Origin of the sequence: Wenyingzhuangia marina, from assembly GCF_900130035.1 — a bacterium.
Taxonomy (GTDB): Bacteria; Bacteroidota; Bacteroidia; order Flavobacteriales; family Flavobacteriaceae; genus Wenyingzhuangia; species Wenyingzhuangia marina.
Genome location: NZ_FQXQ01000001.1, coordinates 588189 through 601120, shown reverse-complemented (window position 1 = coordinate 601120; position 12932 = coordinate 588189). Strand labels below are relative to the sequence as shown.

The 12932-nt window shown below is 28.4% G+C and carries 10 protein-coding genes and 1 pseudogene; 2 read left to right on the top strand and 9 right to left on the bottom strand.

The window, feature by feature from the left end; genetic code table 11:
* Positions 1-128: 128 nt before the first annotated feature.
* The 4 genes and pseudogenes from BUB70_RS02565 to ybeY form a co-directional block, all read right to left on the bottom strand.
* Complete coding sequence (locus tag BUB70_RS02565) at positions 129-1133, bottom strand: class I SAM-dependent methyltransferase (RefSeq protein WP_073118113.1); 1005 nt, start codon at positions 1131-1133, stop codon at positions 129-131.
* The gene (locus BUB70_RS02560; RefSeq protein WP_073118112.1) at positions 1134-1757 is read right to left on the bottom strand and encodes a SanA/YdcF family protein; all 624 of its coding nucleotides are present in this window, start codon (positions 1755-1757) and stop codon (positions 1134-1136) included.
* A gap of 101 nt (positions 1758-1858) precedes the next feature.
* Positions 1859-3736: a tRNA uridine-5-carboxymethylaminomethyl(34) synthesis enzyme MnmG gene (gene mnmG, locus BUB70_RS02555; protein ID WP_073118111.1), complete on the bottom strand. Its 1878-nt coding sequence runs from the start codon at positions 3734-3736 to the stop codon at positions 1859-1861.
* A 29-nt stretch (positions 3737-3765) separates the two neighbouring features.
* Positions 3766-4220 (bottom strand): annotated as a pseudogene (gene ybeY / locus BUB70_RS02550) (rRNA maturation RNase YbeY).
* A gap of 142 nt (positions 4221-4362) precedes the next feature.
* Between ybeY and gltX the strand changes: the two are divergent.
* The gene (gltX, locus tag BUB70_RS02545; RefSeq protein ID WP_073118109.1) at positions 4363-5877 is read left to right on the top strand and encodes a glutamate--tRNA ligase; all 1515 of its coding nucleotides are present in this window, start codon (positions 4363-4365) and stop codon (positions 5875-5877) included.
* 84 nt (positions 5878-5961) lie between these two features.
* A complete protein-coding gene (locus BUB70_RS02540; RefSeq protein ID WP_073118108.1) occupies positions 5962-6879 on the top strand; it encodes an SPFH domain-containing protein in 918 nt (305 codons plus the stop codon).
* A gap of 16 nt (positions 6880-6895) precedes the next feature.
* On the opposite strand, the gene BUB70_RS02535 is transcribed toward BUB70_RS02540, so the two are convergent.
* The 5 genes from BUB70_RS02535 to rnr all read right to left on the bottom strand — a co-directional run bounded on the left by BUB70_RS02535 (position 6896) and on the right by rnr (position 12305).
* On the bottom strand, positions 6896-8398 hold the full coding sequence (locus tag BUB70_RS02535; RefSeq protein ID WP_073118107.1) for a DUF5723 family protein: 1503 nt from the start codon (positions 8396-8398) through the stop codon (positions 6896-6898).
* Positions 8399-8497: 99 nt separating this feature from the next.
* The gene (locus tag BUB70_RS02530; protein WP_073118106.1) at positions 8498-9073 is read right to left on the bottom strand and encodes a DUF975 family protein; all 576 of its coding nucleotides are present in this window, start codon (positions 9071-9073) and stop codon (positions 8498-8500) included.
* A 63-nt stretch (positions 9074-9136) separates the two neighbouring features.
* On the bottom strand, positions 9137-9325 hold the full coding sequence (locus tag BUB70_RS02525; RefSeq protein WP_073118105.1) for a Sec-independent protein translocase subunit TatA/TatB: 189 nt from the start codon (positions 9323-9325) through the stop codon (positions 9137-9139).
* A gap of 60 nt (positions 9326-9385) precedes the next feature.
* Positions 9386-10051 carry a GIN domain-containing protein gene (locus BUB70_RS02520; RefSeq protein ID WP_073118104.1) on the bottom strand — a complete coding sequence of 222 codons (666 nt, stop codon included), beginning with the start codon at positions 10049-10051 and terminating at the stop codon, positions 9386-9388.
* A gap of 43 nt (positions 10052-10094) precedes the next feature.
* Positions 10095-12305 (bottom strand): ribonuclease R, encoded by a 2211-nt coding sequence (rnr, locus tag BUB70_RS02515; protein ID WP_073118103.1) that lies wholly within the window; start codon positions 12303-12305, stop codon positions 10095-10097.
* Between the last annotated feature and the right edge of the window lie 627 nt (positions 12306-12932).

The window sequence follows — 12932 nt, the reverse complement described above, 5'->3', positions numbered from 1 at the left end:
TCGTTTTTTAAATAACAATAGATAATTAATAAAAAAACAAACCCCTTTAAAGCAATTTTAAAGGGGTTTATTTTTTTTCTAAGGTAAATACTAGGTTTTATAATTTATAATTACTTAAAACCCTTTAATTATTCGTTTTTCATGTTTTTTAACACATAAATTAAAGATGAATACTCTCCAGTACGTTTTGCTTCTTTATTAGACTTAATTCCACTTATTACCGCTTTAATAAAATTCTTTTTTCCTGTTTTGTATTCTTCACTTAATAACGAAACATAAAAAGCATCAAATTTCATTGGAATGGTTTTTACCACTTTCATTAATTCAGTTGCAAATAATCTATGAATTGCTGTTTGAGAAAAATGCCATAAATGTCTAGGTACATCAAAAGCAGCCCAATGCTCTTTATAAAAATCAGCATCGTAACTTTTATAATTTGGAACAGCTATTACTAAAACACCATCTGGTTTTAACAATTGTTTTAATCTGTAAATATACATATCCAAATCATGTACATGTTCTAAAACATGCCACATGGTAATTACATCAAATTGATAAGGTTTATTTTCTGGTTTATAATCATCTTCAAACTTTAAAACTTCATTTTCTATATTTTTAGTTTCATGTTCTGAATGATGATATAATTTGGTTTGCTTATAACTTTGTTTATAATCTAAATCTTTTTCTTCTTCAGCAAAATCATCTTCAAAAAAAGCATGAATATCAGAATAGATATAAGTTCCCTTTTCTAATTTTTCTAATCCTTTTTCTCTAGCTTTTTCACTTGGTTCTATTCCGGTAACCTTCCATCCTGCTTGTTGGCAAACATTTAAAAAATCACCTGTTCCACATCCTATATCTAAAACATTTTTTTCTTCTACAGGAAAAGAATTTAACAATTCTAATTTTTTATTTAGCGTATACTTTTTAACCAAACTATATACAATTTCTGTTACAGATTTTTTACGATCTGTATGAGAGATGTAATTTTCAGTTTCATAATACTTGCTTAAATTTTCTTTTTTTGGTCTTGGATTTGTAATTAATAAATCAATCCTATCATCCAATAATAGTTCAAAATTTTCTTTTGAAACGGAATAATCTTTAGTTCTTAAATACTTTTCTAATGCCATTTATTTTATTTCAATTTTAGGACCTAAAAATTTAGGCTGTACATTAAATAATGCATCAACAAAAACTTTTGTTCTTGCAAAATATTCACGCAAATATACTTTAAATCCATACTTACTACTTACATCACTTGCATTAAATCCTATTACATTTATATCGTTTAAGGAAGCAATGAAGATAGCTCTTTTATTATGAAATTCTTGAGAAATAACTGTGTAGGATTGTTGACCAAAAACTTTATATGCTCTAATAACCGAATCTAAAGTTCTAAAACCTGCAAAATCTAAAAATATTTTTTCTTCAGGAATTCCTCTTTTGATTAATTCTTTTTTAAAAAATCTAGGCTCATTATATTCAATTAATGCATTATCTCCACTCACCAAAACAAACTCAATTTTACCTTTTTCATAAAGTTCTACCGTAGCATCAATTCTGTATTTAAAAAACAAATTTACCACTCCTTCTCTACTCCATTTAGAGGTTCCTAAAACCAATCCAACTTTATTTTTTGGTATTTTATCTACTTGATCATATACAAGTTTTTCTGTTTTTTTTTCGATAATATAATTTGGCAAAAAAACAGAAATTCCAAAAATTACTAATAAAATGACAAGTATTTTTTTCATTATTTTTTATCAAAAGAAGGCTTAAATATAAACGAAAAACCGATACTTTATTATAAAAATATCGGTTTAAATTTTAAGGTTCCACGTGGAACTTTTATTAATTATCTACCCATGTAAACCAACAAAACAGAAACATCAGAAGGCGATACCCCACTAATTCTACTAGCTTGTGAAATGGTTACAGGTTGAATTTTTGTTAACTTTTGCTGAGCTTCAATCGATAAAGATTTTACTTTGTAATAATCAAATGTTTTAGGAATTGTAATATTTTCTAAACGTTGTAATTTATCAGCGTTATTCTTTTCCTTTTCAATATAACCAGCATACTTAACTTTAACTTCAGCTTGTTCAATAGCCTCAGCATCTATATTATGTTCTTCTACAAATTGAGCTACACCAGGAAAAGTAATCACATCTTTAAAATCTATTTGTGGACGAGAAGCAACTTTAAACATTTTAACAGATTGTGTAATAGTAGCAGATTCTTTAGCTACTAAAATAGGATTGATATCTTCTGGTTTAATACTTGTTTCATGTAAAAATTGAACTAATAAATCAGATTTTTCTACCTTTTGTTTTACTCTTTCTAAACGTTCATCAGAAGCCAAACCAATAGCATGGGAAATTGGAGTTAAACGAATATCTGCATTATCTTGACGTAATAAAGTTCTATATTCTGCTCTTGATGTAAACATTCTATATGGCTCTTCTGTTCCTTTAGTAATTAAATCATCAATTAAAACACCAATATAAGCTTCGTCTCTTTTTAAAATAAAAGGAGGTCTTTTTTGTACTTTTAAAGCAGCATTTATTCCAGCCATCAAACCTTGAGAAGCTGCTTCTTCATATCCTGTAGTACCATTAATTTGACCAGCAAAAAACAAATTCTTAACCAATTTTGTTTCTAAAGAATGTGTTAACTGTGTTGGTGGAAAATAATCATATTCTATAGCATAACCATAACGTAAGAATTTTACATTTTCAAAACCAGCTACTTTACGTAGAGCTTTATCCTGTACATCTTCTGGTAAAGAAGTAGAAAATCCATTCACATAAATTTCAACTGTATTCCATCCTTCTGGTTCTACAAAAATTTGATGTCTATCTTTGGTTGCAAAACGATCAATTTTATCTTCAATAGAAGGACAATATCTTGGTCCCGTAGATTGAATTCTACCATTAAACATTGGAGAACGATCAAAACCAGAACGCAACAAATCATGAACTTCTTGAGAAGTATAACTCATATAACAAGAACGTTGCTCTATTAACGGTTTTGTAGTTGGTAAATAAGAGAATTTTTCGGGGTTTTCGTCACCAGGTTGTTCAATCATTTTAGAAAAATCTAAAGAACGGGCATCCACTCTTGGTGGAGTTCCTGTTTTCATTCTTCCGGCTTCAAAACCAACTTTTACTAAATCTTCGGTAATTCCAGTAGAAGCACTTTCACCAGACCTTCCTCCTCCAAAAGATTTTTCACCAATATGAATCAATCCATTTAAAAAAGTACCCGCAGTAATAATTACAGATTTAGCTTTTATTTCAAAACCCAATCCTGTATTTACCCCTTTAATCTCTCCATCTTCAATAATCAACCCTTTGATCATATCTTGATAAAAATCTAAATTATCTGTTTGTTCTAACATATTACGCCACTCTTCAGCAAAACGCATTCTATCAGATTGAGCTCTTGGACTCCACATTGCAGGTCCTTTAGATTTATTTAGCATTTTAAATTGTATAGCAGTCTTATCTGTTACAATTCCACTATACCCTCCTAATGCATCAATTTCTCTTACAATTTGTCCTTTTGCAATTCCTCCCATAGCAGGATTACAACTCATTTGTGCAATGTTTTGCAAACTCATAGTAACTAACAAAGTTTTAGAACCCATGTTAGCAGCAGCAGCAGCAGCTTCGGAACCAGCATGACCAGCTCCAACAACAATTACATCATAAGTATCAGTAAATAAACTCATAAAAAATTCAAGTTTAAAATTATAGGTATTTATCCTATAAATGGTTTTTGTTCCACGTGGAACAATAAAATTATTTTACTAAGTCAGTTAAATATTGTTCTTCCTTAGTTCTCATTTGCTTTGCATCATCATCAGACTTATCTTTAAATCCACAATAATGTAAAACACCATGAATCATAACCCTTGGTAATTCTTCATCAAAAGTAATTCCTAAATCTTTAGCATTATCTTGAACCCTTTCGATAGATATGAAAATATCACCTGAAATCAATTTACCCATGCAATAATCAAAACTAATTACATCTGTTAAAGTATCGTGATTTAAGAATTCTACATTCAATTTATGAAGATATTCATCATCACAAAAAATATAATTGATTTCTCCTTCTTCAAAACCTTCATTTACAATAGAATTAGAAATCCAATTACTGTATTTTTTTTCGTTAACCAATTCAAAATCAGTTTCATAATTAAATGCAATCATATACTAAATTTAGTTTTGCAAAGGTAGTAAAAAGGATGATACGTTGAAACACAATAAAATAAAGTATATATAATTAATAATTTGGCAGATAAAGTATATTTGCAAACGAATAAAACAACCATAAATTCTAAAAATCACCATCATGGAAAATGTACGTGTACGCTTTGCACCAAGTCCAACAGGACCTTTACATATTGGAGGAGTAAGAACAGCATTATTTAATTACTTATTTGCTAAAAAAAATAATGGAACATTTGTATTGAGAATTGAAGATACAGATCAAACAAGGTATGTAGCAAATGCTGAAAAATATATTATTGATGCTTTAGAATGGTGTGGAATTCCTTTTGAAGAAGGCCCAGGAAAAAATGAAAAATTTGGACCTTACAGACAATCAGAAAGAAAAGATATATATAAAAAATATGCAGACGCTTTAGTAGCAAGTAAACAGGCTTATTATGCATTTGATACTGCTGAAGAATTAGATGCATTGCGTACTAAAGCAGAGGCTGAAAAAACTGTTTTTGTTTACAACAATGTTTCACGTGAAACACTAAATAACTCCATCAATTTATCAGAGGAAGAAGTTACAGCTAAATTAGCAGCTGGCGAAAAATATGTAATAAGATTCAAGACTCCAAAAGATCAAAAATTGATTTTAGATGATATGATTCGTGGAGAAATTACTATTGATACAAATACTTTAGATGATAAAATATTATTTAAATCTGATGGAATGCCAACCTATCATTTGGCAAATATTGTAGATGATCATTTAATGCAAATTAGTCATGTAATTCGTGGAGAAGAATGGTTGCCGTCTTTACCATTACACAGTTTATTATATGAAGCTTTTGGTTGGATAGCACCAAAATTTGCACATTTACCATTAATTTTAAAACCAGTTGGTAAAGGTAAGCTTAGCAAACGTGATGGTGATAAATTAGGATTTCCTGTATTCCCATTAAATTATACCAATGAGGAAACTGGAGAAATATCTAGAGGATATAGAGAAGATGGATATTTTAATGATGCATTTATAAATATGTTATCATTACTTGGATGGAATCCTGGAACAGAACAAGAAATATTTTCTTTAGAAGAATTGGCTAATATTTTTAGCATTGAGAGAGTTTCTAAATCTGGAGCAAAATTTAGTCCTGAAAAAACAAATTGGTTTAATCAGCAATACATGCAACAAAAAAGTAATGAAGAAATTGCAGATTTGTTTATAAAATTGAATCAAGAAAAAGTAAAAGATTTTAGCAAAGAATATATTACTAAAGTAATTGAGCAAGTAAAAGAACGTGCTGTTTTTACAAAAGATCTATGGGATTTATCTGATTACTATTTTACAAATCCAACTAGCTACGATGAAAAAGCTTCTAAAAAACAATGGAAACCAGATACCAAAGACATTATGTTAGAGGTAAAAGAAATCATTAAAAACATAGAAGATTTTAAAAGTATTGAAATAGAAAATAAAGTAAAAGCTTATTTAACAGAAAAGGAATTAGGTTTTGGAAAAGTAATGCCTCCATTAAGATTGTGTATAGTTGGAGAAATGAAAGGTCCTCACCTATTTGATATTATTGAAATGATTAGTAAAGAAAATACTTTGCAAAGAATTGAAAATGCCATTGAAAAATTAGGATAATTATTATTCAAAAAATTAAAAGCCCTGAGTTTTTACTCAGGGCTTTTTGTATATAAAAAAGACTATCTTTAAAAGAAAAACAACATGTTAGAATCATTACTAAGTAACTTAACTTATTTAATACCAATAATTATATTATTAGTATTAGCAATATTTACCGTTCAACAACAAACAACTGCTATTGTAGAAAGATTTGGAAAATTTGTTGGAACAAGACAAGCCGGCTTAAATTTTAAAATTCCTTTAATAGATAAAATTGCTGGAAGAGTAAGTTTAAAAATTCAGCAATTAGATGTATTGGTAGAAACCAAAACAAAAGATGATGTATTTGTACAGATGAAAATATCTGTTCAATTTCAAATTTTAAGAGAAAAAGTTGAAGATGCTTTTTACAAATTACAAAATCCACATGATCAAATTACTGCATACATTTTTGATGTGGTTCGTGCAGAAGTGCCTAAAATGAAATTAGATGATGTTTTTGAAAAAAAAGATGACATTGCCTTAGCGATACAAAGAGAATTAAAAGAAGCCATGCTAAGCTATGGATACGACATTGTTAAAGCCTTAGTAACAGACATAGATCCTGATGCACAAGTAAAAGCTGCCATGAACAGAATTAATGCAGCAGAACGTGAAAAAATTGCTGCACAGTTTGAAGGAGATGCACAAAGAATTTCAATTGTAGAAAGAGCACGAGGTGAAGCAGAAAGTAAAAGACTACAAGGAAAAGGTATTGCAGATCAACGTAGAGAAATTGCTCGTGGTTTAGAAGAATCTGTAGATGTATTAAACAAAGCTGGAATTAACAGCCAAGAAGCATCTGCATTAATTGTAATTACACAACATTATGACACTTTACAATCTATAGGATCAGAAAGTAATAGTAATTTAATTTTGTTGCCTAACAACCCTAATGCAGCTAGTAGCATGTTAAATGATATGGTTACAAGTTTGGTTGCTGCTAACAAAATTCAAGAAAGTTCTGATAAAAATAAATAAAGATTTCATCCATCACTTATCTCCTACTCTTTAGTTTTGGAGGGGAGATAAGTTTATGATTTAAAGAATTCTTATATTCTTTGATTGCTTTTTTATTGTAAATAGGAATTTTAAATCCTAAGAAAAAATTACCTGCTTTTGAGTAATTAGATACGTTGGTAAAAATAGAAGAACTACCAGCAAAAAAATATCCCGTTCTAAAACCAATGCCTGCTGTAAAAACTCCAAATTTATTAATGCTCATAGGTAAAAAAGCAGAAAAATGTCTTGATTCATAACGGGGACTTACCACTAAATTTGAAACGTATTTGATATTTTTATTATGATCATATGCTAACATAAATACATCAAAATTGGTATTTAAAAACCAACGACGATACAAATGGTAATCAAAGTTTACACTAGCAGTGCTAGGTAAAAAGTATCTTTTTGTATTCGTCTCTAAATTATTAATTGCTAAATAATCTTTAATTCTAAAAGAATAGTTTTGAGAAGTTAAATCAATATTTATTTGGTTAGGTTGATCAAAATTTGTATGAACATTATTGTATTTTAAAAAACCTAAATTAGTAATTGAAACCCCTATTTTATATGAATAAGGTGCTTTAGCAAAATAGATATTCCCATATCGATCTCTTAAATTTATTGGAAATGTTTTATCTCTTTTTTCATAAACAAAACCAATATCTAAGCCCATTCCAAAATTAGCCCCTACTCTAGAATAAAGATTGGTAATATTTCCTGTAAAATCTAAAGTACTATTTTGAGGGTCGTTTTGATTGAATTGAAAATCTAAATTTAAATCACTAGAATAGATGGCTCCAGTTCTAATACCTCTTAATAATTTTAAAGTGGTACCAAATTTTAGAAAATTACTTGCCGTGTGACTAATAACTCCAGCATAAGAAAAACCGGCTTCAAACCAAGAAAAAACCTGTGAATAATTCCTTGGAGTAATTCCTAAATTATCTTTTAATGTTTGAAGTTCTTCTATGGAATTAATACTTACATTTGAATAAGATTTATTGGTAACATTATTATATAATATACTATTTAACTTAAAAGCATGTCCATAAGCTTTTATACTACTAGTAAAGGCTACTGCGTTGTATTTATTAATTGTCCATAAAAATGAAGGACCTAAAACAGTAACATTCCCATAAGCATTTCTATTTGAAGACGATTCACTTGATATTGTATAACTATTTAAATTTTTAATACCAAAACGAGAAGTAAGTTTTCTATTGTATTTAAAAGCACTGTAAGTAGGTTTAATATTATTTAAACCAAAGTTAAGATCACTAATAATTTTAAAAGGATTTACAGATATATATTGATTACCAATATTTCCACTTAATGAAACTATATTAACATCCAACTTATAAGGGGTATCTAAAATATTGGCAGGGTTATATATAACAGATTGAATACCTGAGTAATTATCTATAAAACCTATCGAGCTTTGACTAAATGTTGTTCCGTAAAGTAATACGAGTATAAAAACAAATTTGTTTTTCATGTTGTTTTAAAACTATGAAAAATATCTGAAATATTATTTTAACTTTTATAAAAATCGACCAAATAACTAAATAAATAGTTAACAAGGAAAAATACAATACTAATCTATCTTTATACTTCTATAAAAATTAGCAAAAACAACATACTGTATTGGAGTAATTAACAACGTTAACAATACAAGATTTGAAATAATTAAAACAACTGAGAGTAAAATAAAAATTAAAAATAATGATAAATATTTTATCTCATTCCCCTTCATTAATTCTCTACTTTTTTTAAAAATTTCTAAAGGTTCTAAAGATGGATTTTCTACTAAAATAAAAAATGCCTGAGACAACCAAATAGCAATCAAAATTCCAGGAATAATAAAACATATCAATCCTAAACCAATAAACAACATGGATAGTAAAAACACTCCTAAAGAATGTTTAAAGTAAGTGAATCCATCAAAAATTAAATACATTTTTAAAGGTTGTTTAGTAGCTATATTTAGGGTTACTTTAGATAATCCTGCTCTAAATGCTCCGGAAAAAAGTAACAATAGTAACATTCCAATATTTTTATCATACTGAATAGAAACAGGTAATAAACTTAAGGGTATAGAAGCTAATAAAGCCATGCTCCAATACCCCCTTAAATCTTTAATAGATTTTTTTATAATATCAATATTAGTCATAGATACAAACAAAAAAACCTACTCAAATAAATGAGCAGGTATATTTTTATAAAACAATTAAATTTATTGTTTCTCTTCTTCTTTTTTAGCTTCTTCTTCTTTGGTCGCTTTTTTAAATTCTTTAATTCCACCACCAAGTCCTTTCATCAACTCAGGAATTTTTCTACCTCCAAACAATAACAAAACAATGATTGCTATTATTACCCATTCGTTCATTCCCATTATTCCAAGGGATATATTTAAAACATTCATTTTAATTAAATTTTAAATCGTTGACAAATATACAACAAATTATAATCAAACATATTTATCCTATTCCTTTTTACTTATAACTTTTCCAAGGAAAGTTTTTTCGTTAACAGAATAAGGATTTCCAGTATAAACAATCTCAGCTTTATATTTGGCATTCGCATCTAAAAACTCAGTTACGTTTACTCCTACTTGAGAAGTCTTAGCTTCCACATAAGCTTTTTTACTTATAAAATTAAAAGCATCATAAAAACTTTTGGTAGATGCGTTAATTTTTTGACTTTCTGTAATGCCTTTTAAGACAAAATTACTTCCTAAGCTAAGGTTAGCTATAAAATCATCAGTTTTTAAGCTTAAATTAACTTTAACGTTGTTGATGGCATCTATTTCTAAAAATTTCTCATTAATAGTATCATTTGAGCTGATCTCTACAAGATTTGCCAATTTTAAATATCTTAAACCTGGTTGATAATAAATTTTTACTATCAAATCGCTTTTGAATTTTTTGTCTAAAGAAGTGGATATTCTTAATTCACCACCTTGATCACTAATTGTTAATTTTTCTAAATCACTTCCGGTTACTTCAATTTTTGCAGTGTCAGCAGCTACCAATTCAACATCCATAGCACTACTGATATCAATAGATTTAAAAGTTTTTAAATTTTGTAATAAGTCTTGTGAAAAAGCTATGTTACTAATAAACAAAGCAAATAAAAATAATTTCTTCATAAATTAAATTCTATATTTTATAGATAACGGTAACTCTCAAAAATTATTCCTCTATCAAATAAAAATCTAAATGTTTACGTTCTAAATCTGCATTTTTTACTTTAATCCAAACTTCATCCCCTAAACGATACATTTCTCCATATTTACGTCCAACCAAAGCATATTCTTCTTGATCAAAAGCAAAATGATCACTTGTAATATCTCTGGTACGCACCATTCCTTCACATTTATTTTCTATTACTTCTACATAAATTCCCCATTCAGTCACTCCAGAAATCACACCTTTAAAAGCAATTCCAGTAAAGTTTTGCATGTATTTAATTTGCATGTATTTAATAGAATCTCTTTCTGCTTTAGAAGCTAACATTTCCATTTCTGAAGAATGTTTACACTTTTCTTCATAATCTTCTGAAGATACTGATTTTCCTTTATCTAAATAATGCTGTAATAATCTGTGAGCCATTACATCAGGATAACGACGAATTGGCGAGGTAAAATGACTATAATAATCAAAAGCCAAACCGTAGTGACCAATATTTTCTGTAGTATATTCAGCTTTACTCATGGTACGAATGGTTAAAGTTTCAATCATGTTAGATTCTGCTTTACCATGTACATCACTCAATAATTTATTTAAAGAAGCAGTGGTGGTCATTCTAGATTTGGTATTGATTCCATATCCAAATTTTTGAACCAAATTTCCTAATGCTTCTAATTTATCAACGTTAGGTTCATCATGTGTTCTATAAATAAATGTTTTTTTAGCTGCACCAACTTTTGTTTTCCCTACAAACTCAGCCACTTTTCTATTGGCTAATAACATAAATTCTTCAATCAATTTATTAGCATCTTTAGATTCTTTAAAGAACACTCCAATAGGATTGGCATTTTCATCTAAGTTGAATTTAGTCTCTACTTTATCAAAAGCCAAAGCCCCAGATTTCATACGTTTACCACGCATAATTTTTGCCAAAACATCCATTTTTAAAATCGCTTCAGATATTTTTGGATCCACATCATAAGCTTCATCAGTAATAGAAATTTCTGCAGGAATGGTATGATTTTTTTCTTCTGGTTGTTCAATCACTACCTGAGCTTCTTCATAAGCAAAGCGTTTGTCAGAATAAGTAACCGTTCTACCAAACCATTCTTTTTCAATTTCTGCTTTTTCATTCAATTCAAAAACCGCAGAAAAAGTTAATTTTTCTTCTTCAGGTCTTAAAGAACAAGCTCCATTAGATAACATTTCTGGTAACATAGGTACTACCCTATCTACCAAATAAACGGATGTTGCACGGTTATAAGCTTCATCATCTAAAATAGTTCCTTCTTTTACATAATGTGAAACATCTGCAATATGAATTCCTATTTCATAATTTCCATTTTCTAAAACTTGATAAGACAAAGCATCATCAAAATCTTTGGCATCACGAGGATCAATAGTAAATGTTAACACATCTCTCATATCTCTACGTTTGGCAATTTCTTCTTCAGAAATACTTAAATCTAATTCTTGAGCAGCAGCTTCTACTTCAGGAGGAAATTCATATGGCAAATCATACTCGGCTAAAATGGCGTGAATTTCTGTGTTGTGTTCTCCTGCTTTTCCTAAAACTCTGGTAATTTCTCCAAAAGGATTTTTAGCCTCACCGGACCAATCTGTAATTCTTGCCACAACTTTATCGCCATCCACAGCATCCATCAACTTATCTTTTGGAATAAAAATATCGTTGTTCATAGATCTGTCATCAGCCACCACAAAACCAAATTTTGAACTTAATTGTAACGTTCCTACAAAATCAGTTTTTTTTCTTTCTAAAACTTCTACAACTTCAGCTTCTAATTTGTTACGTTGTTTGCGTTTGTAAACATAAGCTTTAACGGTATCACCATTTAAACCACCATTTACACTGCTTTTATTGATAAATGCATCACTTTCAAAATCATCACAAATAAAATAAGCATTCCCAGAACTGGTCACATCTAAAGTACCAATGTGATAATTTTTAGAAGCATCTAAAATATATTTACCTCTATCTTCTTCTTTAATTTTTTTCTGAGCTTTTAACTCTTCTAACTTTAATAATAATTGCTGTTTAGCCGCATGATCTTCTAAACCAAGCTTGGCTGCAATTTGTTTATAATTTAACGGATTGCCACTGTTTTCATTCAACACTTTAAAAACCTTGCGTGTAAGATCTTTAATCACTCCTCCTTTTTTCTTAAAAACACCTTTCTTATTATTTCTTGGCATATATCTTCTTCTTTATATCTACGATAAAGGTACAGCAATTAAAAATACAGAATGTTCTCTGTAAATAAATTTTCTGTAAACCTTATCAACACTTATATAATATCTAATTTTTTTTTTTTAAAAATTTATAAAACAAATGATGTGTTATTATAAGCTGTTCATTTATACAATAAGTTTATTTAATTTAATTTTGATTTAACATCAATTTAACTTTATCAACAAGTTGTTAGATATATAATCTATTAAAAAATAAGATTTTAAGACTAGTTATTCACAGTTGTTAACATCTATTAAATAGATTCTTTTGATTACAAAAAGTAGATGCTTAATTATTAATAAACCGTGGATAAATTGTTAATAACCGTTTATAACTTTTTAGTAAATAAATTTGCATTGTATTAGCTGTCTCTTGTATTGTTTTTTAAACCTTAAAATCAAAATTTAGTTTGCTTTTTTTAACCACATGTTATTAACATTTTGATGTTTTTTGTAATTACTTGATTTCTAAGGTAATTTGTATAAGTTATCATATACGCTGTTAATAAGTGTTAATAATGCATATTTTATAAACAATATTGGTTTTTATTAAATATATGATAATTTGTATTTTACTGTATATGAGTTGTT